At 71.1% G+C, this 24,183-nt stretch carries 17 protein-coding genes; 14 read left to right on the forward strand and 3 right to left on the reverse strand.

The annotated features are described in order from the left end of the window. Positions 1–160 precede the first annotated feature (160 nt). The 9 genes from ACIBJG_RS17100 to ACIBJG_RS17140 all read left to right on the forward strand — a co-directional run bounded on the left by ACIBJG_RS17100 (position 161) and on the right by ACIBJG_RS17140 (position 13,272). The gene (locus ACIBJG_RS17100) at positions 161–2,347 is read left to right on the forward strand and encodes a putative bifunctional diguanylate cyclase/phosphodiesterase (protein WP_399308334.1); all 2,187 of its coding nucleotides are present in this window, start codon (positions 161–163) and stop codon (positions 2,345–2,347) included. Between the two features lie 488 nt (positions 2,348–2,835). Then, the gene (gene gatC / locus ACIBJG_RS17105) at positions 2,836–3,132 is read left to right on the forward strand and encodes an Asp-tRNA(Asn)/Glu-tRNA(Gln) amidotransferase subunit GatC (protein ID WP_003966094.1); all 297 of its coding nucleotides are present in this window, start codon (positions 2,836–2,838) and stop codon (positions 3,130–3,132) included. 5 nt (positions 3,133–3,137) lie between these two features. After that, positions 3,138–4,640, forward strand: a complete 1,503-nt coding sequence (gene gatA, locus ACIBJG_RS17110) for an Asp-tRNA(Asn)/Glu-tRNA(Gln) amidotransferase subunit GatA (protein ID WP_399308335.1) — start codon at positions 3,138–3,140, stop codon at positions 4,638–4,640. Next, positions 4,637–4,879: a hypothetical protein gene (locus tag ACIBJG_RS17115; protein WP_148020961.1), complete on the forward strand. Its 243-nt coding sequence runs from the start codon at positions 4,637–4,639 to the stop codon at positions 4,877–4,879. Before gatA ends, ACIBJG_RS17115 begins: the two co-directional genes overlap by 4 nt. 14 nt (positions 4,880–4,893) lie before the next feature. Next, a complete protein-coding gene (gene gatB, locus ACIBJG_RS17120) occupies positions 4,894–6,402 on the forward strand; it encodes an Asp-tRNA(Asn)/Glu-tRNA(Gln) amidotransferase subunit GatB (protein ID WP_399308336.1) in 1,509 nt (502 codons plus the stop codon). 250 nt (positions 6,403–6,652) lie between these two features. Further along, positions 6,653–8,884, forward strand: a complete 2,232-nt coding sequence (locus ACIBJG_RS17125; protein ID WP_399308337.1) for an MMPL family transporter — start codon at positions 6,653–6,655, stop codon at positions 8,882–8,884. A 70-nt stretch (positions 8,885–8,954) separates the two neighbouring features. Next, positions 8,955–9,641 (forward strand): hypothetical protein, encoded by a 687-nt coding sequence (locus tag ACIBJG_RS17130; protein WP_399308338.1) that lies wholly within the window; start codon positions 8,955–8,957, stop codon positions 9,639–9,641. Positions 9,642–9,876: 235 nt separating this feature from the next. Beyond that, positions 9,877–10,056, forward strand: a complete 180-nt coding sequence (locus tag ACIBJG_RS17135) for a hypothetical protein (protein WP_399308339.1) — start codon at positions 9,877–9,879, stop codon at positions 10,054–10,056. A gap of 57 nt (positions 10,057–10,113) precedes the next feature. Continuing rightward, on the forward strand, positions 10,114–13,272 hold the full coding sequence (locus ACIBJG_RS17140) for an AAA family ATPase (protein WP_399308551.1): 3,159 nt from the start codon (positions 10,114–10,116) through the stop codon (positions 13,270–13,272). 30 nt (positions 13,273–13,302) lie between these two features. Here ACIBJG_RS17140 and ACIBJG_RS17145 read toward each other — a convergent pair whose 3' ends face one another. The 3 genes from ACIBJG_RS17145 to ACIBJG_RS17155 all read right to left on the reverse strand — a co-directional run bounded on the left by ACIBJG_RS17145 (position 13,303) and on the right by ACIBJG_RS17155 (position 16,018). Then, complete coding sequence (locus ACIBJG_RS17145) at positions 13,303–13,584, reverse strand: DUF6191 domain-containing protein (protein WP_399308340.1); 282 nt, start codon at positions 13,582–13,584, stop codon at positions 13,303–13,305. A 32-nt stretch (positions 13,585–13,616) separates the two neighbouring features. Continuing rightward, the gene (locus ACIBJG_RS17150) at positions 13,617–14,807 is read right to left on the reverse strand and encodes a PQQ-dependent sugar dehydrogenase (protein ID WP_399308341.1); all 1,191 of its coding nucleotides are present in this window, start codon (positions 14,805–14,807) and stop codon (positions 13,617–13,619) included. 218 nt (positions 14,808–15,025) lie between these two features. After that, on the reverse strand, positions 15,026–16,018 hold the full coding sequence (locus ACIBJG_RS17155) for an aldo/keto reductase (RefSeq protein WP_399308342.1): 993 nt from the start codon (positions 16,016–16,018) through the stop codon (positions 15,026–15,028). Between the two features lie 77 nt (positions 16,019–16,095). Here ACIBJG_RS17155 and ACIBJG_RS17160 point away from each other — a divergent pair, with 77 nt between their 5' ends. From ACIBJG_RS17160 to ilvC, 5 genes are all read left to right on the forward strand, one after another. Further along, the gene (locus tag ACIBJG_RS17160; RefSeq protein ID WP_399308343.1) at positions 16,096–17,058 is read left to right on the forward strand and encodes a 2-hydroxyacid dehydrogenase; all 963 of its coding nucleotides are present in this window, start codon (positions 16,096–16,098) and stop codon (positions 17,056–17,058) included. A gap of 351 nt (positions 17,059–17,409) precedes the next feature. Beyond that, a complete protein-coding gene (locus ACIBJG_RS17165; RefSeq protein WP_399308552.1) occupies positions 17,410–20,178 on the forward strand; it encodes a putative bifunctional diguanylate cyclase/phosphodiesterase in 2,769 nt (922 codons plus the stop codon). Positions 20,179–20,395: 217 nt separating this feature from the next. Next, on the forward strand, positions 20,396–22,252 hold the full coding sequence (locus ACIBJG_RS17170; RefSeq protein ID WP_399308344.1) for an acetolactate synthase large subunit: 1,857 nt from the start codon (positions 20,396–20,398) through the stop codon (positions 22,250–22,252). 23 nt (positions 22,253–22,275) lie between these two features. Then, on the forward strand, positions 22,276–22,803 hold the full coding sequence (gene ilvN / locus ACIBJG_RS17175; protein WP_399308345.1) for an acetolactate synthase small subunit: 528 nt from the start codon (positions 22,276–22,278) through the stop codon (positions 22,801–22,803). A 106-nt stretch (positions 22,804–22,909) separates the two neighbouring features. Continuing rightward, on the forward strand, positions 22,910–23,911 hold the full coding sequence (ilvC, locus tag ACIBJG_RS17180; protein ID WP_399308346.1) for a ketol-acid reductoisomerase: 1,002 nt from the start codon (positions 22,910–22,912) through the stop codon (positions 23,909–23,911). The last annotated feature ends 272 nt before the right edge of the window (positions 23,912–24,183 follow it).

A 24,183-nucleotide genomic window follows, 5' to 3' on the forward strand; every position in this document is an offset into this window, starting at 1 on the left:
ATTCGGGCAAGAGCTGTAGACCGCTGCCCGTGGACGCCCTCGGCGGCCTACTGTTGGGAGATGCGCCTGCGGTACCCCGGCCACCGCGCGGGACGGGGCGTGCTGGCACGGAACGGAACCATCAGGTGACATCGGCACCGCCGGCTGTGAGAGGGACGGAATGAAACCGACCGAGAACGCCGCACCGGTGTCACGGATGCAAGGTTTCACCGGCCTCACACCCAAAGTGGGTGCCGTCGTCGTGGCCCTCGCCACGGTCCAGCTCGCGACCGGCTTCTACCGGACCGTGAGCAGCGGCCACGCCCTCTTCCCGGACGGGCGCGCCGGCTGGTCGCTCGCCGTCCTCACCGGGATCGTCGTCGGTCACCTGGTCGCGCTCGGCCGCGACCGCTGGTGGGGCGGCACCGGTTCCGGCGCCGCCCTCACCCTCGCCGTGCTCCTCCTCTACGGCTGGGTGCCCGCCGGTCTGGTCAGCCTCGTGGTGGTCGTGCTCGTCGGCGTGGCCCGCCGGCACCGCTGGTGGCAGGGGCTGCTGCACGGGGCGGTGGACATCCTGGGCGTGGGCGCGGCGGCGCTGGTCCTGGCGGCGTTCGGCGAGGTGCAGACCGTCGAGTCGCCCTGGCAGCCACTCGACTGGGGCATCGACGCCGTCCCGGAAGTCCTGCTCGCGGCCTCCACGTATCTGCTCGTCACCCGGGTCCTGCTGTGGTACTCCCGGTCCCCGCAGGGCGGCGGACTGCCGACGGTCGCCCGCACCGCCCTGCTGCGGCAGGGTCTCGTCGCCGTCGCGCTCCTCGGCATCGCACCGCTGATCTGCGTCGTCGCGATGGCGATGCCCGTCCTGCTGCCCCTCTTCGCGGTCCCGCTGATCGCGCTGGACTCCACACTCTGGATCGCCCGCGCCCGGGCTGAGGAGCAACTGAGGGACCCGCTGACCGGACTGCCGAACCGGCAGTGGCTGCTGGAGCGGACCTGGACGGCGCTGGAGGAGGCCGAGAGCCTCGGCAGCCGGGTCGGCCTCGTCCTGATCGACCTCGACCGCTTCCGTGCGGTCAACGACACCCTCGGTCACCTCGCGGGGGACCGGCTGCTGCTGCAGATAGCGGACCGGCTGCGGCTCGCACTGCCGCGCGGCGCGGAGGCGGCCCGGCTCGGCGGCGACGAGTTCGCCGTCCTGCTGCCGACGGCGGACTCCACCACCAGCGCCCAGCGCGTCGCCCGCCATCTGGTGGCCGAGCTCTCCTCGCCGCTGGACCTCGACGGACTCACGCTGGTGCTGGAGGCCAGCGCGGGCGTCGCCGTCTACCCGGACCACGCGCTGGACGCGGAGGGGCTGCTGCGGCGTGCGGACGTGGCGATGTACCAGGCCAAGCGCGACCGGACGGGCGTGGAGGTGTACGAGTCGAAGCGCGACAGCAACACCCCGGACCGGCTCGGCCTGCTCGGCGATCTGCGACGCGCGCTGGATGCCGGGGAAGTGGAGCTGCACTACCAGCCGAAGGTGCGTTTCGACGGCCAGGTGGCCGGCCTGGAGGCGCTGGTCCGCTGGGTGCATCCGGAGCGGGGCAGGGTCCCCCCGGACGAGTTCATCGCCATCGCCGAGTCCTCCGGGCTGATGCCGCACCTCACGGAGTACGTCCTGGAGACGGCGTTGGCCCAGGTCGCCCGGTGGCGGGCGCAGGGCCTCTTCGTGCCCGTCGCGGTCAACGTGTCGCCGCGCGACGTGCACACCCCGGGGTTCGCCGGCGGCGTCGCGGCCCGGCTGGCCCGGCACGGCGTCCCGGCGGGCGCGCTGCAGCTGGAGATAACGGAACACGTGCTCCTGGAGGACCCGCAGCGAGCCGCGGACACGCTGGCCGGGCTGACCGGGCACGGCGTGAAGATGTCCCTGGACGACTTCGGTACGGGGTACTCCTCGCTGGTTCACCTGCGCCGGCTGCCGGTCAGCGAGCTCAAGATCGACCGGTCGTTCGTGGCCCGGCTCGCCATCGACCACGAGGACGCGGAGATCGTCCGCTGCACGATCGACCTGGCCCACTCGCTCGGTCTGGTGGTCGTCGCCGAGGGCGTCGAGGACGACGAGACGTGGGAGCGGCTGCGGGACCTGGGCTGCGACGCGGTGCAGGGATGGCTGGTGGCCGCCGCGATGCCGCCCCAGGAGACGACGGCCTGGCTGCGGGCGCGCGGCGAGCACGGGTGGCGGCGTCCGGCGGAGCTGGCCGCGGCCGCCGCGGCCGCCGCGGCGGCAGCGAGTGCGGTCGCCGCGGGTGCGGCTGCCAAGGCGACGCCCGAGCTGGAGCAGCGCCCGTCCGGGCGGACGGTCGACTCGCGGCCCGCGACGACATAGGGCGGGTGCGGGGTGCCGGGGCGCGGGGTGCGATGAGGTGACCGGGGCGCCCGGCGGCCGCCCGCGATGAGGTGACCGGGGGCGCCCGGCGGCCGCTTTGTCCTCGATCTCCTCCATTACCGGAAGGGCATGGGGGATCCCCTCGACGGGCGTGATTGCGCCTGCCGGCGGCTTCGTCCTTGAGCGGCGGACGGGCTCGACTTCGCAGGGCGGCCGCTTTACCGACCAGCCGTTCCACAGGTGGCCGTAGCCAGTCCGGGCGACACCATAGGATTGGGGGGCCGGCGGCACATTTCCACCTGCCGTGCGGCGTCTGGCACGCACGCTCGCCGCGTTGCCGAAACGCCCACGTGGCTCCGCCACGAGGGCGCTCCGGCGCCTTGCGATCGCACGGACCAGACGCCGCACGGCCCGTCCTTCGGACGGACGGTGGAAACGTGCCGTCGGCCCCCAGCCAAAACCACACACCAACCCCTGAGGATCGCTGCATGCCTGGCATCACGCGCGAGGAGGTCGCCCACCTCGCCCGGCTGGCGCGTCTGGAGCTGAAGGGCGAAGAGCTCGATCACTTCGCCGGTCAGCTCGACGACATCATCGGCGCGGTCGCCCGCGTCTCCGAGGTCGCCGACCAAGACGTACCGCCGACCTCCCACCCGCTGCCGCTGACCAACGTCATGCGCGCGGACGAGGTCCGTCCGTCGCTCACCCCCGCGCAGGCGCTCTCCGGCGCCCCGGCCCAGGAGCAGCAGCGTTTCAAGGTGCCGCAGATCCTGGGGGAGGACTAAAACTCATGACGGACATCAGCACCATCATCAAGCTCACCGCCGCCGAGATCGCCGCGAAGATCGCTTCGGGTGAGCTCACGGCCGTCGAGGTCACCGAGGCCCACCTGGCCCGGATCGAAGCCGTCGACGAGAAGGTCCACGCCTTCCTGCACATCGACCGCGAGGGCGCGCTCGCTCAGGCCCGCGCCGTCGACGCCAAGAAGGCGGCCGGCGAGAAGCTCGGCCCGCTGGCCGGCGTGCCGCTCGCGCTGAAGGACATCTTCACCACCGAGGACATGCCGACCACCGTCGGTTCGAAGATCCTCGAAGGCTGGGTCCCGCCGTACGACGCGACCGTCACCAAGCGGCTCAAGGCCGCCGACGTCGTGATCCTCGGCAAGACCAACATGGACGAGTTCGCCATGGGGTCCTCCACCGAGAACAGCGCCTACGGCCCGACCGGCAACCCGTGGGACCTCACCCGCATCCCGGGCGGCTCCGGCGGCGGTTCGTCGGCCGCTCTCGCGTCGTTCGAGGCCCCGCTCGCCATCGGCACGGACACCGGCGGTTCCATCCGCCAGCCCGCCGCCGTCACCGGCACCGTCGGCGTCAAGCCCACCTACGGCGGCGTCTCCCGCTACGGCATGGTGGCCTTCTCGTCCTCCCTCGACCAGGGCGGGCCCTGCGCCCGTACGGTCCTGGACGCGGCCCTGCTGCACGAGGCCATCGCCGGGCACGACCCGCTCGACTCGACGTCCATCGACGCCCCGGTGCCGCCGGTCGTCGAGGCCGCGCGCAACGGCTCCGTACAGGGCATGCGCGTCGGTGTCGTGAAGCAGTTCTCGGGCGAGGGCTACCAGGCCGGTGTCGTCCAGCGCTTCAACGAGTCGGTCGAGCTGCTGAAGTCGCTCGGCGCCACGGTCGTCGAGCTGGACTGCCCGTCCTTCGACCTCGGCCTTTCGGCGTACTACCTCATCGCGCCGTCCGAGTGCTCCTCGAACCTCGCCCGCTTCGACGCCATGCGTTACGGCCTGCGGGTCGGCGACGACGGCACGAGGTCCGCCGAGGACGTCACCGCGCTCACCCGCGAGGCCGGCTTCGGCGACGAGGTCAAGCGCCGCATCATCCTCGGTACGTACGCGCTGAGCTCCGGCTACTACGACGCGTACTACGGCTCGGCGCAGAAGGTCCGCACACTGATCACGCGGGACTTCGAGAAGGCATTCGAGCAGGTCGACGTCATCGTCTCCCCGACGACGCCCACCACCGCCTTCCCGATCGGCGAGCGCGCCGACGACCCGATGGCGATGTACCTCGCGGACCTGTGCACCATTCCGACCAACCTGGCCGGCAACGCCGCCATGTCGCTGCCCTGCGGCCTGGCGCCGGAGGACGGCCTGCCGGTCGGGCTGCAGATCATCGCTCCCGCCATGAAGGACGACCGGCTGTACAAGGTCGGAGCCGCCGTCGAGGCCGCCTTCGTGGAAAGGTGGGGGCACCCGCTGCTTGAGGAGGCTCCGTCGCTATGAGCGCAATGGCTAAGAAGGCCAAGAACTTCAAGAAGTCCAAGACCGGCGCGTACGTGTCCATGGGCACCACCGCCTTCGGCGCGCTCAGCGTGTTCAAGCAGGTGAAGATGGCCCGCCAGGACAACGACACACTGCGGCTGATCGACGCCGCCGTATCCGCCGCCGCGATCGTGACCGGACTCGCGATCCTTTACCGCGAGCTCAAGCGTCTCGGCGACGACGACGTCCTGCTGGGCTGAGAGGGAAAGTTTCAGTGACTGTCATTGACCTGGAGTCGTACGAGGACGCCCTCGCGACGTACGACCCCGTCATGGGCCTCGAAGTCCATGTCGAGCTCGGCACCAAGACCAAGATGTTCTGCGGCTGCTCCACCGAGCTCAAGCAGGACGCCAACTCGCAGACCTGCCCGGTCTGTCTCGGGCTGCCCGGCGCGCTGCCGGTCGTGAACGAGATCGGCGTCGAGTCCGCCATCAAGATCGGTCTCGCGCTGAACTGCGAGATCGCCGAGTGGTGCCGCTTCGCCCGGAAGAACTACTTCTATCCGGACATGCCGAAGAACTTCCAGACCTCCCAGTACGACGAGCCGATCGCTTTCGAAGGCTATCTGGACGTCCAGCTGGAGGACGGGGAGATCTTCCGCGTGCAGATCGAGCGCGCCCACATGGAGGAGGACACCGGCAAGTCGACGCACGTCGGCGGTGCCACCGGCCGCATCCACGGCGCGTCCCACTCCCTGCTCGACTACAACCGCGCGGGCATCCCGCTCATCGAGATCGTCACCAAGCCGATCGAGGGAGCGGGCGCACGCGCCCCCGAGGTCGCCAAGGCGTACGTCGCCGAGCTCCGCGAGCTCATCAAGGCGCTCGGCGTCTCGGACGCCCGCATGGAGATGGGCCAGATGCGCTGCGACGTGAACCTGTCGCTGCGCCCGCACGGCCGCGAGGCGTTCGGTACCCGCTCCGAGACGAAGAACGTGAACTCGCTGCGTTCCGTCGAGCGGGCCGCCCGCTTCGAGATCCAGCGCCACGCCGCGGTGCTGAACTCGGGCGGCACGATCGTGCAGGAGACCCGGCACTTCCACGAGGAGGACGGCTCCACCACGGCCGGCCGCATCAAGGACAACGCCGAGGACTACCGCTACTTCCCCGAGCCCGACCTGGTGCCGGTCGCCCCGGCCCGGGAGTGGGTCGAGGAGCTCCGCAAGGGGCTTCCCGAGCTGCCGCGGCTGCGCCGCGCCCGGCTCAAGGAGGAATGGGGTGTCTCCGAGCACGACATGCAGTCCATCCTCAACGCGGGCGCGGTCGACCTGATCGTGGCCACGACCGAGGCGGGCGCCCCGTCGGACCAGGCCCGCAAATGGTGGATGGGCGAGCTCGCCCGTAACGCCAACGAGACCGGCCGCGGTCTCGACGAGCTGGGTGTCACCCCCGCGCAGGTCGCCAGGGTCGCCGAGCTCGTCACCTCCGGCGATCTCAACGACAAGCTGGCCCGACAGGTCCTGGAGGGTGTCCTCGCGGGCGAGGGCGACCCGGACACCGTCGTCGAGAAGCGCGGCCTGAAGGTCGTCTCCGACGACGGCGCGCTGTCCACGGCCGTGGACGAGGCCATCGCGGGCAACGCCGCCATCGCGGACAAGATCCGCGGCGGCAAGGTCGCCGCCGCCGGTGCGCTCGTCGGCGCCGTCATGAAGGCCACCCGTGGCCAGGCGGACGCGGCCCGGGTGCGCGAGCTGATCCTGGAGAAGCTCGGCGTCGAGGGCTGAGCCCGTTCCGTACGAGAGTGAAGGGGCGGTGCCCCGGTTCCGGCCGGGTGCACCGCCCCTTTGTGCGCCCCCGCCGTACGGCGGTGTTCATATCGCTCATATGTGGACCTGACCCCTGTGAGTAAGGCCACGAAACGGACAAAGGATCATAGTTGACTGTCAGAGTGACGGTTCTCAAGGTCATGCGTTCTCACACGGACGGTTCTGCCGAACGTCCGTGGAGACCACGAACCCGCAGGGAGTACGTCCCTTGGCTGCCATCGCCCGCTGGTGCGTCACGCACCGCCTCCTCGCCGTCCTCATCTGGCTGCTGGCCCTCGGAGGCACGGCGGCCGCGGCGGGGTTCGCGGGTTCCGCCTACTCCAACGACTACGAGGCACCCGGCACCGAGTCCGGGCGGGCGGCCGAACTGCTGAAGAACGGCTTCAAGGATCTCGGTGGCGACACCGACACCATCGTCTGGCACACCGACGACTCCACCGTGCGGGCCGCCGACGTCACCCAGAAGATGACCGCCACCCTGCACGCCGTCGAACGGCTGCCCGGCGTCGGAGCGGTCAGCGGTCCGTACGCGGACCCCGGATCCGGGCAGATCAGCGCGGACGGGCGCACCGCCTACGCCACCATCACCTTCGACCGGCAGGCGGACGACGTACCGGCCGCCCACGCCCGCGCCGTCGTCGACACCGCGAAGGCCGCCGCGGGCGAGCACCTCCAGGTCGAGCTGGGCGGCTCGGCCATAGCCCTCACCGAGGCACCGGCCGCCCACCTCAGCGAGGCCGTCGGGGTGGTCGTCGCCGCCGTCGTGCTCCTCCTCGCCTTCGGCTCGCTCGCCGCCAGCCTGCTGCCCATCGCCACCGCCCTCGTCTCGGTCGGTACGGCGTACGCGGGCATCGTGCTGCTTGGACACCTGATGACCGTCGCCGACTTCGCCCCCATGCTGGGCATGCTCATCGGGCTCGGCGTCGGGATCGACTACGCGCTCTTCATCGTGACCCGGCACCGCAGAGGGATCCGGCGCGGCATGACCGTACCCGAGGCGGCACAGCACGCCGTCACGACGACCGGGAGGGCCGTCGTCTTCGCCGGGGCCACCGTCTGCGTCGCGCTGCTCGGCATGCTGATCCTGCGGCTGAACTTCCTCAACGGCGTTGCCATCGCCGCCTCGCTCACCGTCGTCCTGACCGTAGCCGCCTCCGTGACCCTGCTGCCCGCGCTGCTGTCCCTGATCGGCATGCGGGCACTGAGCCGGCGCGAGCGCCGACGGCTGGCCGAGCACGGCCCGCAGCCCGAATCGGCCACGGGCTTCGCCGCCCGCTGGTCCGCCTTCGTGGAGCGCCACCCCAAACTGCTCGGCGCCGTCGCCGCCGCCGTGATGCTGGTCCTCGCGCTCCCCACCTTCTCGCTCCACCTGGGCAGCTCCGACCAGGGCAACAACGCGCGGTCCTCGACCACCCGGCAGGCGTACGACCTCCTGGCCGACGGCTTCGGTCCCGGCGTCAACGGTCCGCTGACCGTGGCCGCGCACCTGGACGGCGCCGACGACCGGCTCGCGATGGACACCCTGCCCGCGACGCTGCGCGCCACCGACGGGGTCGCATGGGCCTACCCGGTGACGTACAACTCCAGCGGCGACACCGCGTACGTCACCGTCGTCCCGGACTCGGCGCCGCAGTCCCGGCAGACCAGTGAGCTCGTGGACCGGCTGCGGACCGACGTCCTGCCGAAGGCGTCCGAGAACACGTCGCTCCAGGCCCATGTGGGCGGGGTGACGGCCAGCTACGACGACTTCGCCCAGATCATCATCGGCAAGCTCCCGCTCTTCATCGGCGTCGTCGTGGGACTCGGCTGTCTGCTCCTGCTGATGGCCTTCCGGTCGGTCGGCATCCCGCTGAAGGCCGCGGCGATGAACGTGGCGGCGGTGGCCTCCTCGTTCGGGGTGGTCGTGGCGATCTTCCAGTGGGGCTGGGGGAGCGAGCTGCTGGGGCTGGGCAGCTCCGGTCCGATCGAGCCCTTCCTGCCGGTGATCATGGTGTCCGTGCTGTTCGGCCTCTCCATGGACTACCAGGTGTTCCTGGTCGGCCGGATGTACGAGGAGTGGCTGGAGACCGGCGACAACCGGCGGGCGGTCAGGGTCGGCCTGGCCGAGACCAGCCGGGTGATCAACTCGGCCGCCGTGATCATGATTTCGGTCTTCCTCGCCTTCGTACTCAGCGGCGACCGGGTCATCGCCATGTTCGGCATCGCCCTCGCCGCGGCCGTGGCCCTGGACGCCTTCGTCCTGCGCACCCTGCTCGTCCCCGCCCTGATGCACCTGCTGGGCGGTGCGAACTGGTGGCTGCCCGGGTGGCTGGACCGGCGGCTGCCGCGCATCAGCATCGAACCGCCCGACTGCCGGGCTTCGCACGCGACGATCCCGGCGGCGCACGCGAACGGGGCCGAGAGCGACGAGGTCGCACCGACCGCTGAGCACGTGCACTGACCGGCGAGGAAACAGAGCCGACGCCGGGCGGGAGCGGACGTTAAGAGGGTTCTCATCTGTCCCACCTAGCGTGCGGAAGATGAACTCCACCACCCCCACTACTCCCACCGCTCCCGTCGCCGAGGGCGACGGCGAGCCGAAGACCACCGAGAAGGCGACTCCCGACAACACCGCCGACAAGACCGTGGAGAACACCACCGACGCCGCAGTCACCGACACCCCCGTGAGCAGCGGCACGGCGACCCGGCTAGACAAAACCGGCCCGGAGTCCGAAGCCGACGCCGAGCAGGATCTCGACCCGGAGCAGGACCTCGACCTCGACGACGACGAGGAGGAGGGCAAGGAGTCCTCCGGCCTCGCCACCGCCGCAGCGGCCGTCGTCACCGCCGGACTCGGCGTCGTCTCGCTCACCGGCGCCTGGAGCGGCCGGGTCGCCGCCGAGCGCGAGACGCTGATCGGGCAGTTCAAGACCTCGTCCGGTGCGTCGGCCGCACAGCAGATCTCCGAGATCTACGGCGACGCGTGGCACACCACCGCACTGGTCAACGGCCTCTTCGGCCTGCTCGCGCTGCTCGTCGGTGTCTACGTCCTGGTCCGCCCGGCGTTCGGCACCCCGTCCGCGCACCCGCAGCCGGGCTGGATCCGCGCGGTCGCCAAGGGGGGCATCGCCCTCGGCGTGCTGGGCGTACTGATCGCCGTGTGCATGTACTTCGACCTCATCGTCGCGCTGCCGACGGCGCCGGCCACCGCAGGATAGCCAGGGCAGGATAGCCAGGGCCCCTCACGTACGCCGCCCCGCGGCGCGGTCTAAGGCATCGGGCCGCGTCCCGGCCGTGACTGTGCGGTGGCGTAAGGCCCTGCCTAAGGCCCCCGGCCGTCACGGATGCGGAACTCGCCCGATGCGGCACCACCCCCTGGGGGACGACAGTGGTGGCACGGCAGAAGCACTGCCGCCACCGAGGCCCAACGGGCCCTACCCCAGGGGGAATCACATGTACGAGCTGGAACTCCACAAGATCAGGGCAGCCGAACTCGTCCGCCGCGCCGCCAACGAGCGGCTCGTGCGGGAGGCCCGCCGTGCCCGCAAGGCGGCTCGCGGCTCCGCACGCCAGGAGCGCGGGAGGACGGTGAGTGCGGACAGCGACCGGGAGCGGTTCGCGCACGCCGCGTAAGGGCGGACGGCCGTGCCCGCCCGGCTTCCCGGCACCGCGTTGTCGGACCCGTGTGCGATGCTCGGCGACGTGGAGACCAGGTCAGTCAGTCCCGTGTTCGTCGGACGCGCAGGTGAACTCACCACGCTCACCGACGCACTCGCCCGCGCCACCGCCGCCGGCACCGCCCCGACCGGCGGTGGCGGCGGCGAGCCGCAGGCGCTCCTCATCGGCGGCGAGGCGGGTGTCGGCAAGACCCGGCTGGTCGAGGAGTTCCTCGCGGTGGCGGTCCGCCGCGAGGCAGTCGTCGCCGTCGGCGGCTGCGTGGAGATCGGAGCCGACGGCCTGCCGTACGCCCCCTTCTCCACCGCCCTGCGCGCCCTGCTCCGCACCCTGCCCGAGGCAATGGCCGCCGCCTGCGCGGGCCAGGAGGGCGAACTGGCCAGGCTCCTTCCGGAACTCGGCGAGGCCGGCCGGGACACGGCCGACGAACTCGGCACGGCGCGCCTCTTCGAACTCACCGCCAGGCTGCTGGAACGCATCTCCGCGGACCGCACCGTCGTGCTCGTCCTGGAGGACCTGCACTGGGCCGACTCCTCCACCAGACACCTGCTCGCCTACCTCTTCCGTACGCTGCGCAGCGGCCGCCTCGTCGTCATCGCCACCTACCGCGCGGACGACATCCACCGCCGCCACCCGCTGCGTCCCCTGCTGGCCGAACTGGACCGGCTGCGCACCGTGCGGCGCATAGAGCTCCCCCGGTTCAACCGGGCAGAGGTCCGCCGCCAGCTCACCGGCATACTCGCGGGCACCCCCGAACCCGCCCTCGTGGACGAGATATTCGAGCGCTCCGACGGAAACGCCTTCTTCGTCGAGGAACTCGCCTGCAGTCTGGAGTGCGGCGACGGCGCCGGGCTGCCCGGCTCCCTGCGCGACCTCCTCCTCGTCCGGGTCGAGGCCCTCTCCGACGACGCCCAGAGAGTCGCCCGGATCATCGCCGAGGGCGGCTCCGCGGTCGAGTACGAACTGCTGGCCGCCGTAGCAGGCCTCGCCGAGGACGAGCTCATCGAGGCCCTGCGCGGAGCCGTCGGCGCCAATCTGCTGCTGACCACCCCGGAGGGCGACGGCTACCGCTTCCGGCACTCCCTGGTCCGCGAAGCCGTCAGCGACGACCTCCTCCCCGGCGAACGCTCCCGGCTCAACCGCCGATACGCCCAGGCCCTGGAGGCCGACCCCGCCCTCGTCCGCGACGGGGAACGCGCCACGCGCCTGGCCAGCTACTGGTACGGGGCGCACGATCCGGCCAAGGCCCTGCCCGCCGTACTGAAAGCCTCCGTCGAAGCACGCCACCGCAACGCCTACGCCGAGCAACTACGGCTTCTGGAACGGGCGATGGAGCTGTGGGATGACGCCCCCGAAGCGATACGCGGCACGCTGCGCCCCATCGACTACGCCGAGGTCTATCCGGCCTGCGGCCGTGACGGATCCGCCCCGCTGAGCCACCTCGACCTGATGGCCGAGGCCACCGTCGCCGCCCGCTTCGGCGGCGAGCGCGAACGGGCCCTCACCCTCTGCAAGAAGGCCCTGCGCATCCTGGACGGCGAGGACGACGCCCTGCGCGCTGCCTGGTTCTGGGTCCAGCGCTCCCGCCTGGTCCAGGACCTCACCCGGGGCGACGGCTGGGACGAACTCGCCACGGCGGAGGAACTGGTCCGCGGCCTGCCCCCGTCGGCCGTGCACGCGGACGTCCTGACGAGTGTGGCCGGCTGGGGCGCCCTGCACCGGCCCGGCGCCCAGACCCTCGCCGCCACGGACCGGGCTGTGGAGTACGCCCGGCTGGTAGGCGACGAGTACATCGAGCTGCAGGCACGGCTCACCCGAGGATGGCTGAACGCCGACGCCGGAGCCGTCGACGAGGGCATCGGCGAGCTGTACGCCGTCCGTGACCGTGCCGACGAGCTGGGCCTCATCGGCGTCATGGGCCGGGCCGCCATCAACCTCCCCTCCACCCTCGAAGCCATGGGCCGGTCGCTGGAGGCGGTGGCCGCCGCCGACCACGGCATCAAGGTCTGCCACAGCCACGGTGTCGCGGACATGGAGTCCTGGGCCCGGACCAACCAGGCGATGTCGCTGTTCTCCCTCGGCCGCTGGGACGAGGCCCTGGCCACCACCGAGGCCGCCTCCCGCAAGGCGCTGTCCCGGAAGTCACAGGGCCTCGTCGCCGCACGCCGCACCGAAGTGGCCCTGGCGCGCGGGGACCTCGACGAGGCCGAACGCCAACTCGCGCTCACCAGAAGGAGTTTCGGCTCCAACGATCCGCAGCCGCAGCACTTCATCAACATCGTCCGCCACACCCTCACCATCGCCGTGCAGCAGGGGCGCCTGCCGGAGGCGCGGGCGGCCTTCGAGGCCCAGTCGGCGGAGGGTTTCCCGCCCGGCACCCAGCGGTACGCCTTCCCGCTGCTGCACGTCGTCGCGGCGGCGGAGGCCGACGCCCGGGGGCTGCCCGCCACCGAACCGGGCCGGCCGGACATCCTCGCGCTCGTGCGGACCCACCTCAAGCGGCTGCCGGCGCTCGTCCCCGTATGGGCCGCCCACGTCGTGCTGATCGACGCGGAACTGGCCCGGGCCGAAGGCCTCGACACCCCGGACCACTGGTCCCGCGCCGCCCAGGTCTTCACCCCGCTGCACCGTCCGTACGAAATGGCGCAGATCCGCCACCGCTGGGCGGAGGCCCTGCTCGTCGCCTCCGGCGACCGGGCCGCGGCCACCACACTGCTGCGCGACGCCCACGGCACCGCACAGCGCCTCGGGGCGCGCCCGCTGATGGAGACCATCGAGCTGCTGGCGGGCCGCGCACGCATCACCCTCACCGACCCCGATGCCGCCCACGGCTCCGCACCGGGCCCCGGGGGCGCCATCCCGGTGGCCGTGACCGTCCCGGACCACGGCGACGAGCGGGGCGGGGGAGGCCAGGACCATTCGGAGGAACAGCTCAGGGCCGCGGCGGCCGCCGCGGTGGAGTCCTTCGGGCTGACCCCGCGCGAGCAGGACGTCCACCGGCTCGTGGCGGCCGGCCACACCAACCGCAAGATCGCGGAGGAGCTCTACATCTCGCCCAAGACCGCGAGTGTGCACGTCTCCAACATCCTGGCCAAGCTCGGCGTCACCGGCCGCGGCGAGGCGGCCGCGCTCGCCCACCGGCTGCGGCTGTACCGGATGCCGAAGGACTCGTAGAGCCGCAGCCCGGGCGCCACCCGGGCGGGGTCAGCCCCCGTCCGCGTCGCCGTCGCCGTCCGCACCGGCGCCGCCGGAGCCGTCGTCCGCGTCGCCGTCGTCCCTGTCGCCGCGGTCCCCGTCCGACTCTCCGGGGTCACCGTCACCGTCATCGTCACGGCGGCGGACCACGACCTTGCCCGAGGTCAGGTCGATGGGACCACGCGCGGGATCGCCGACGCCGAGATCCACCCGGGTCAGCTCCAGCCGTTTCTGCTCCTCGGCGGTGTGCTTGCGGCCGGGGGCGAAGAGTTCCTCGAAGAAGTTGAACACGGGCCGCGCACCCTTCCGCCTTCTGCTGGCCGCTAACGCACCTCGACCACCAGGATCCTGTCGTCTCCCGGCTTCGGGGTGCCACGGGTGTCCGTCTCGCTCGTCACGAGCCAGAGTCTGTTGCCGCCCGCCGCGAGCACGGTGCGCAGACGGCCGTACTTCCCCTTCAGGAACGACTGAGGTGCCGCCAGAGGTTCCTTGTCCGCCGTACCGGACAGCGGAATCCGCCAGAGCCGCTCACCCCGCAGACCGGCCATCCAGATCGAACCCTTGGCGAAGGCGATACCGCTCGGGGACGCCTCGGACGTCTTCCACTGTGCCACGGGATCGATGAATCCGGCCTGGCCGGCCTTGCCCTCGACCTCCGGCCAGCCGTAGTTCCCGCCCGGCACGATCCGGTTCAGTTCGTCCCAGGTGTCCTGGCCGAATTCGGACGCCCACAGCTGCTTGTGCCCGTCCCAGGCCAGGCCCTGCACATTGCGGTGACCGTACGAATACACCACGGAGTCGGCCTGCGGATTGCCGTGCAACGGCTCCCCGTCCGGGGTCATCCGAAGGATCTTGCCGGCCAGCGACTTCTTGTCCTGCGCCAGACCGTCGTCCCCCGTCTCGCCCGTGCCCGCGTACAGCATGCGGTCCGGGCCGAAGGCGATCCGGCCGCCGTTGTGGACGGAGCCCTTCGGGATGCCCCGCAGGATCGTGTCCGGGGCGCCCAGCAACTGGCCGGGGTTCGTCCCGTTCTCGTCGTAGAGCATGCGGGCGATGCGGTTGTCCGAAGCGGTGGTGAAGTAGGCGTACACCAGGTGGTCCGTGCCGTAGTCGGGGGAGACCGCGATCCCCAGAAGCCCGCCCTCGCCGGCCGGTGCCACCCCCGGCACGGCGCCCAGCAGCGTCTTCTTCCCGCTCTTCGCGTCGATCCGGGTGATCGTCCCCTTGTCGCGCGAGGACACCAGCAGATCGCCGTCCGGCAGCTCCGCGAGACCCCACGGTGAGTCCAGGCCCTCCGTGAGCGTCGACACCACCTTCACCGAGCCCTTGGCGGGCGGCAGATCGGCCGCAGGGCGCGAGGCCGACGGCGACGTGGACGGGGAGGCCGCTCGGCTCGACGAGGCCGCGGGTGAACCGGCCGGTGAGCTCGCCCCCTGGCCCGCGGTGCTCTCGGCCCCCTCCTGCGAGGAGCATCCCGCGGCGAGCATCAGGGCGCCGGCCGCCAGCGCCGCCACCGCTCCACGCCGTGCACCGCGACCGCTCCCGCGGGGCGTCGCGCGACGCTCCACCGGTTCCCGCACAGATCCGAACCTCGCACCGCGCACAGCACCGACCCCTTCGACGACCGTCTGTCCCCTGTTCTTACACCGCAGCCGCGCCCTGGGTTCCCGAAGCCCGGGGACTTTCTCGCTCGGCGATCAAACTTCACACGCGGAGGCCCGTGTACGGGCGCTCAGTCCCACGACTCGCGTGCGGCCGGAAGCCGGTCGATCTCATCGAGGTCCTGAGCCGTCAGCGCGAGCCCGGCCGCCCCGGCGTTCTCGACGGCCCACCGCGCCTGCTTGGTCCCCGGCACCGGAACGACCTGTGGCCCCTGCCGCAGCACCCAGGCCAGCGCGACCTGCGCCGGCGTCGCCCCGTGCCGCTCCGCGATCCGGCGCAGCCCCACCACCACCGGCTGGTTCGCGGCCATCATCTCGGCGGTGAACCGCGGATGCCTGGCCCGCAGGTCCTCCGGCTCGAAGCCCTGCCCCGGAGTGAGCGTCCCCGTCAGATAGCCGCTGCCCAGCGGCATCGCCGCCAGCACCCCGACCCCGCGCGCCGCACACCACGGCACCAGCGCCTCCAACGCCTGCGGGGACCACACGGAGAGCTCCGCCTGCACCGCGCTCACCGGAAAGACCTGCTGGACCCGCTCCAGCTGCCGGATCGTTTCGTCGTGCGTCCGCGCGCCCCGCCGGCGGGCGGCCCTGGCACCGACCGCGCACAGCCCGAGCGCCCGCACCTTGCCGGCGGACACCAGATCCGCCATCGCACCCCAGGTCTCCTCGACGGGCACCTCGGGGTCGGCCCGGTGGAGCTGGTACAGATCGATCACATCCGTCTGCAGCCGCCGCAGCGAGGCATCGCAGGCTCGCCGCACATAGCCGGGACGGCCGTTGGCCACGATGTGCTGATCGCCCACCAGCAGCCCGCACTTGGTGGAGAGGAACGCCTGCTCACGGCGCCCCTTCAACGCCCGCCCCACCAGATGCTCATTGGTGAACGGCCCGTACATGTCGGCGGTGTCGAGCAGGTCGACGCCCGCGTCGAGCGCCGCGTGCACCGCACGCAACGCCTCGTCACCACGCTGCCGAGAGGCGCTGTACGCCCAGCTCATCGGCATGCAGCCGAGGCCGACCGCACCCACGGCGAGCGCCGCCGCACCGAGACTTCTGCGCTCCAACTCCCCGAACCCTCCCTCGCACCGCACCCCCAAAACTAACCTCTGCGCCCCGCCGGGCTTCGCATAGCCTCCTGACCATGACTTCCACCACGTATTCCGCCGATGTTCCCGACGTATGGATGCCCTTCGAGGCCGACGACATCGAAGGGCTCCCCGAGGGTCTCAACTACCGCTTCTGGGACGGCGGGCAGGACTTCCCCGCCGACCCCGCGCACTGCGCCTTCTACGTCGTCCCCTACATGAAGGGACCGGCGGTCGCGGTCCGTCCGCTCGACGGCATGAGCGGGGTCCGGGTCGTGCAGACGCTCTCCGCGGGCATCGACCATGTGGAGCCGGGCCTCGGGCTGTTGCCCGCGGGCGTACGGCTGTGCAACGCCAAGGGGGTCCACGAGGCGTCCACCGCCGAGCTCACCCTCACGCTGATCCTCGCCTCGCTGCGCGGGTTGCCCGGATTCGTGCGCGGCCAGGAAAAGGAGGAGTGGCGGTCCGGCTTCTATCCGGCGCTCGCCGACAAGTCCGTGCTGATCGTGGGGTACGGATCGATCGGCTCCGCCATCGAGGACCGGCTCGCGCCCTTCGAGTGCGCGCGGGTGGCGCGCGTCGCGCGCTCCGCACGGACAACCGCACGCGGGCCCGTACTCACACTCGACGACCTGCCGGCACTGCTGCCCGAGGCCGATGTCGTCGTTCTGTCCACCCCGCTGAACCCGTCCACGCAGGGGCTGGTCGGCGCGGACTTCCTCGCCGCGATGCGGGACGGGGCACTGCTGGTGAACGTGGCCCGCGGCGGTGTCGTCGACACCGAGGCCCTGTTGTCCGAACTCGAGTCCGGCAGGCTGCACGCCGCCCTCGACGTCACCGACCCGGAACCGCTCCCTTCCGGCCATCCCCTCTGGCATGCTCCGAACGTCCTCGTCACTCCGCACGTCGGCGGCAGCACCTCGGCGTTCCTGCCGCGCGCCAAGCGTCTGCTCGCCGGACAGCTCAGCCGCTTCGCCGCGGGGGAGGCGGTCCACAACGTCGTACGCACCATCGGCTGAACACGCTACGGGCACGTTCCGTATCCCTCCGTGCCGACAACTCCGCTGGTCGTCACGGAGAGTAGAGGAACTATGTCCCTGTGTGACGAGTCTGGTGTATCGTCCCGAAAGGGGGCCTGCGCCGTGGAAGGGACGGCGCCCGGGGAGGAAGCCACACGCGAGGGGGCGACGGGCGATGTACGGCCGATGGGCGAACGATCCGACACGGCGGGGCGGTCGGCGGCTGCCGCCGGCGCGTCCGGTGCGCCGGCGCCGCAGCCGCCCGGCGACGTCGGGGGCACCGCGGTGAGCGCGCCGGCGAGCACCCGCGGGGCGTTCCTGGCCGGCCGGCCGGCCGTGGGCCGGGCTGCGATGGTGCCGCGCCTCCTTCTCGCCCTCGTCTGCGCGGGATACGCGGTGGGTGCCGCCGTGGACTGGGGCTCGGAGCGACTCGCGGTGTTCATGGGGGACTTCGGCCTGAGCGCGGCCGCCCTGGTCGCCGCCGTGTCCTGCTTCCTGTTCGCACGCTCGGCGGACAACCGGTTCCGGCCGGCCTGGCTGCTGTTCTCGCTCTCCTCCCTGATGGCGGCCGCGGGCAACGGGGTCTGGGGCTGGTACGAGTTCGTGCGCGAGGCCGAGGTGCCCAGTCCCTCCCTGGCCGACCTCTTCTTCCTCTGCTTCGCGCCGCCCGCCATCGTCGGACTGCTCGTCCTCGCCAAGCGCCCCGTCACCCGGGCCGGCTGGGTCTGTCTGGTTCTCGACTCCTGGCTGATCGGCGGATCGCTCCTCACGCTCTCCTGGAGCCTCGCCCTCGCCCACACCGCCCACCTGGCCGATGTCGAGGGCGCCAGCGTGGCCCGCGCCGCTCTCTCGCTGGCCTATCCGCTCCTGGACATCGTGCTGGTGTCCATGGTGCTGGCCCTGCACTTCCGGCGCTCCAGCGTCAACCGCGCCGCGGTGAACACCGCCATCGCCGCACTGGCCCTCACCGTCCTGTGCGACGCCCTGTTCACCTCGCCGCTGCTGCGTGAGAGCTACCGGTCCGGCCAGTTGCTCGACGCCGGCTGGTTCGCCGGGTCGCTGCTCCTCGCGTACGCCCCCTGGGGCGTCGCCCGGGACGAGGACGACACCGAAGGGCCACGTCCCGCGTCCCGTGCTACCAGCCGCCCCATCTCCGGTTCACTCGCCGCGCTGACGCCTTACCTCGCCGCAGCGGTCTGCACCCTGGGCATCCTCTACAACGTCATCGAGGGCCGCCGGGTCGACCGCATCGTGGTCTTCACCGGGTGCACGGTGGTGCTCGCGCTGGTCGTCCGGCAGGGCATCATGCTCGTCGACAACATCGCCCTCACCCAGGAACTGGCGCAGAAGGAGAACCACTTCCGCTCCCTGGTGCAGGGCTCCAGCGACGTCATCATGATCGCCGCGCCCTCCGGAATACTCCGCTACGTCAGCCCCGCGGCCGCCGGGGTCTACGGGCGCGAGGCGGACGACCTCGTCGGCGCCGAGCTCGCCTCGATCATCCATCCCGAGGACCTCGGCCGGGTGGTCCACGAAGTGCGGAGGTTCCTCGCCGCCCCGCCCGGTGAGGAACCCACCACGCGCATCGAGTGCCGCTTCCGCTCCGGCACCGGCGAATGGCTGAACGTCGAGTCCACCGTCAACCGCCACCAGGGCGGCCTGATCCTCAACAGCCGGGATGTGACCGAACGGGTCCGCCTGCAGGCGCAGTTGCAGCACAACGCGGAGCACGACCCGCTCACCGACCTGCCCAACCGTGCGCTCTTCACCGGCCGGGTCCGCAGGGCGCTGGGCGGCCGACGGGCCGGCGACGTGGGTACCGCCGTGCTCTTCATCGACCTGGACGGCTTCAAGGCGGCCAACGACCGGCTCGGCCACCAGGCCGGCGACGAGCTCCTGATCCAGGCCGCCCGCCGCCTCCAGGAGTCCGTCCGGACGGGGGACACCGCGGCCCGCCTCGGCGGGGACGAGTTCGCCGCCCTCATCGTCGGCGACGGCGGACGCGACCAGTCGGCCCGCGAGTACCAGGTCCACGAGATCGCCGACCGGCTGCGCCTCACGCTCTCCCAGCCCTATCGCATCGGCGCCGGCGAGGTCCGGGTCACCGCCTCCATCGGGGTCGCCTTCGCCGAGCCCGGCATCACCCCCAACGACCTCATGCGCAACGCCGACCTGGCCATGTACCGCGCCAAGGCGGGCGGCAAGGACCGCGTCGAGCTGTACGCCCCCCAGATGCAGGCCGAAGTGGTGCGCCGCTCCGAACTGGCGGCCCGGCTGCGCACCGCCCTGCGCGACGGCGAGTTCGCGCTGCTGCACCAGCCCGTGGTCCATCTCGCCACCGGCACCGTCGCCGCCGTCGCGGCCCAGGCCCGCTGGCGCTCGGCCCAGGGCATCCTCTTCACGCCCGCCGAGTTCCTTCGCGTGGCCGAGGACAGCGACCGCACCGCGGAACTGGGCCGCTGGCTCCTCGAGGAGGCCGTCGAGCAGGCCGCGGACCGGGCCAGGGCCGGTCACCACGTCTCCGTCGCCGTCCGGCTCTCCGCCCGCAGGCTGCTCGACAAGGGGTTGCCGTTCGGCTCCGTCGAGGCGCTCCTGACGCGGTACGGGCTGCCCTCCGGGGCCCTGATGATCGAGGTCGCCGACAGCGACCCGCGGATCTCCTTCGACGAGCTCGAACAGCGCCTGGTAGCCCTGCGGCGCCTCGGCGTACGGATCGCGCTCGACGGCTTCGGCAGTGGCTACGCCGCGATCAACGCCCTGCGTCGGCTCCCCATCGACGTACTGAAGCTCGACCGCGGCCTGGTGGAGGGCGTCGTCGAGTCCGCCCGGCTGCACAAGATCACCAGCGGGCTGCTGCGGATCGCCTGCGACCTCGGCATGCAGTCCGTGGCCGACGGCGTCGACGTACCGGAACAGGTCCTCGCCCTGCGCGCCATGGGCTGTACGCACGGCCAGGGCATGGCCTTCTCCGGGCCGCTGGACGAGTACCGGCTGCGCCGCGCCCTGGTCCGGGGTGAGTTCCCGGTGCCCGGCAGTCCGGCCGTCCAGCCGGTCCTGGCGGGAGGCTCGATTCCCCTCCTCACCGGCTCACATGCTGAGACTCCCGTCCCACCCACTTGACATGCCGAGTGCGTCGGAGAGAGGGTCAATGCCATGCGCACCCGAATTCTCGTACTTGGAAAGCGCGTCGGCTGAAGCAGAGTTGCTCGATGACACTCTGCAGACCGCACCGACGCGCTCCCCTCGCCTGCCTCACGGCACGAGGGGTTTTTTGTTGCACCGGCACCACGCAAACCATCGCAAAACACTCGCAAAAACCCTCAGCTTCGAGAAGAGAATGCCGATGACCGAGCAGGCCACCGGGGCCCACCATCCCCAGCCGCGGGCCCGTAACGGCGGATCGTCGTCCGCCACCGTTGAGCACGTCACGGGCGCGCAGTCCCTCATTCGCTCTCTCGAGGAAGTCGGGGCGGACACCGTATTCGGTCTCCCCGGCGGCTGCATCCTTCCGGCGTACGACCCGCTGATGGACTCCACCCGGGTCCGCCACATCCTGGTCCGCCACGAGCAGGGTGCGGGTCACGCGGCCACCGGTTATGCGCAGGCCACCGGCAAGGTCGGTGTCTGCATGGTCACCTCGGGGCCGGGCGCCACCAACCTGGTCACCCCGATCGCCGACGCGGCCATGGACTCGGTGCCCCTGGTCGCGATCACCGGTCAGGTGGCCTCCGCCGCCATCGGCACGGACGCCTTCCAGGAAGCCGACATCTGCGGCATCACGATGCCGATCACCAAGCACAACTTCCTGGTCACCCGCGCCGAGGACATCGCGCACACGATCGCGGAGGCCTTCCACATCGCCTCCACCGGCCGCCCCGGACCGGTCCTCGTCGACATCGCCAAGGACGCGCTGCAGTCGAAGACGGCCTTCACCTGGCCGCCGGTGATGGACCTGCCGGGCTACCGCCCGGTGACCAAGCCGCACGCCAAGCAGATCCGCGAGGCCGCCAAGCTCATCGCGCAGGCCGCACGCCCGGTGCTGTACGTCGGCGGCGGCGTCATGAAGGCCGGCGCCACAGCCGAGCTGAAGGTCCTGGCCGAGCTCACCGGAGCGCCCGTCACCACCACACTGATGGCGCTCGGCTCCTTCCCCGACAGCCACCCGCTGCACGTGGGAATGCCCGGCATGCACGGTTCGGTCACCGCCGTCACCGCGCTGCAGAAGGCCGACCTGATCGTCGCCCTCGGCGCCCGGTTCGACGACCGGGTCACCGGCAAGCTGGACAGCTTCGCCCCGTACGCCAAGATCGTCCACGCAGACATCGACCCGGCGGAGATCGGCAAGAACCGTGCCGCCGACGTCCCGATCGTCGGTGACGCCCGCGAGGTCATCGCCGACCTGGTCCAGGCGGTCCAGGCCGAGCACACCGAGGGCAACACGGGCGACTACAGCGCCTGGTGGAAGGACCTCAACCGCTGGCGCGAGACCTACCCGGTCGGCTACGACCTGCCGGAGGACGGCAGCCTCTCGCCGCAGCAGGTCATCCAGCGCATCGGCGAACTCGCCCCGCCGGACACGATCTTCGCCGCGGGCGTCGGCCAGCACCAGATGTGGGCCTCGCACTTCATCCAGTACGAGCAGCCCGCCACCTGGCTCAACTCCGGCGGCGCGGGCACGATGGGCTACGCGGTCCCCGCCGCGATGGGCGCCAAGGCGGGCATGCCCGACCGCACGGTCTGGGCGATCGACGGCGACGGCTGCTTCCAGATGACCAACCAGGAACTCACCACCTGCGCGCTCAACAACATCCCGATCAAGGTCGCCATCATCAACAACGGCGCGCTCGGGATGGTCCGCCAGTGGCAGACCCTCTTCTACAACCAGCGGTACTCCAACACCGTGCTGCACTCCGGTGCCGACACGGACGGCAACGCGGCCAAGGGCACCCGAGTGCCGGACTTCGTGAAGCTGTCCGAGGCCATGGGCTGCTACGCGATCCGCTGCGAGGACCCGGCCGACCTGGACAAGGTCATCGCCGAGGCCAACGCGATCAACGACCGGCCGGTCGTCATCGACTTCATCGTTCACGAGGACGCCATGGTGTGGCCGATGGTCGCCGCCGGCACCTCCAACGACGAGGTCATGGCAGCGCGCGGTGTCCGCCCCGACTTCGGCGACAACGAAGACGACTGAGAGACAGAGAGAGACCGACTCACATGTCCACCAAGCACACGCTCTCCGTCCTGGTCGAGAACAAGCCCGGTGTCCTCGCCCGGATCACCGCACTGTTCTCCCGCCGCGGTTTCAACATCGACTCGCTCGCGGTCGGTACCACCGAGCATCCCGACATCTCCCGCATCACCATTGTGGTGAATGTCGAGGGCCTGCCCCTGGAGCAGGTGACCAAGCAGCTCAACAAGCTGGTCAACGTCCTGAAGATCGTCGAACTCGAGCCGTCCGCTGCGATCCAGCGTGAGCTCGTCCTGGTGAAGGTCCGCGCCGACAGCGAGACCCGCTCCCAGATCGTCGAGATCGTCCAGCTGTTCCGCGCCAAGACCGTGGACGTCTCCCCGGAGGCCGTCACGATCGAGGCGACCGGCGGCGCCGACAAGCTGGAGGCGATGCTCAAGATGCTGGAGCAGTACGGCATCAAGGAGCTCGTCCAGTCCGGCACCATCGCCATAGGACGTGGCGCGCGCTCCATCACCGACCGGTCGCTGCGCGCCCTCGACCGCTCGGCGTAAGCACCGCGGGTCCGTCGCGCCGCTCGCATGGCGAGACCCGAAAACGTAACTGACGCACCCCGCCGTACGGTGGGACGCAACACCTGCACACCAAGGAGAAGACCCAGTGGCCGAGCTGTTCTACGACGACGATGCCGACCTGTCCATCATCCAGGGCCGCAAGGTCGCGGTCCTTGGTTACGGCAGCCAGGGCCACGCCCACGCGCTGTCGCTGCGCGACTCGGGTGTCGACGTCCGTGTCGGTCTGCACGAGGGCTCCAAGTCCAAGGCCAAGGCCGAGGAGCAGGGCCTGCGCGTGGTGACCCCGGCCGAGGCGTCCGCCGAGGCCGACGTCATCATGATCCTGGTTCCGGACCCGATCCAGGCCCAGGTCTACGAGGAGTCCGTCAAGGACAACCTCAAGGACGGCGACGCGCTGTTCTTCGGCCACGGCCTGAACATCCGCTTCGGCTTCATCAAGCCGCCGGCCGGCGTCGACGTCTGCATGGTCGCCCCCAAGGGCCCGGGCCACCTCGTCCGCCGTCAGTACGAGGAGGGCCGCGGCGTTCCGTGCATCGTGGCCGTCGAGCAGGACGCCACGGGCAAGGGCCTGGAGCTCGCCCTCTCGTACGCCAAGGGCATCGGCGGCACCCGCGCCGGCGTCATCAAGACGACCTTCACCGAGGAGACCGAGACCGACCTGTTCGGTGAGCAGGCCGTTCTCTGCGGTGGCACCGCCGCCCTGGTGAAGGCCGGTTTCGAGACCCTGACCGAGGCCGGCTACCAGCCGGAGATCGCGTACTTCGAGTGCCTTCACGAGCTGAAGCTCATCGTGGACCTCATGTACGAGGGCGGCCTGGAGAAGATGCGCTGGTCGATCTCGGAGACCGCCGAGTGGGGCGACTACGTCACCGGCCCGCGGATCATCACGGCCGACACCAAGGCCGAGATGAAGAAGGTCCTCACCGAGATCCAGGACGGCACCTTCGCCAACGCCTGGATGGCCGAGTACCACAACGGTCTGCCCAAGTACAACGAGTACAAGAAGGCCGACAGCGACCACCTGCTGGAGACCACCGGCCGTGAGCTGCGCAAGCTCATGAGCTGGGTCAACGACGACGACGCGTAGTACCGGCGCCCGGGGGGCGGGTCCCGGACCCGCCCTCCGGGCATCCGCCGTGTTTCACCCGCTGGAAGAGGCGGCGTCGTACGTGTGTACAAGTCGTCCAGCCTCTTGTGGGTGATCCTTCCAACGGGGCGCAGTATGCGTCCTCGCGCATGACTACACTTCTCCACACATACACGCGTCAGGCCCACAGTGTCGTGCGTCTTCCACGCGGCAAGCCCCTCCACCGCCTGCGGCCGTCGGGACGGCCGTCCGCACTGGATCTGTGAGGACTC

This window comes from Streptomyces sp. NPDC050422, assembly GCF_044458665.1.
Classification (GTDB): Bacteria; Actinomycetota; Actinomycetes; order Streptomycetales; family Streptomycetaceae; genus Streptomyces.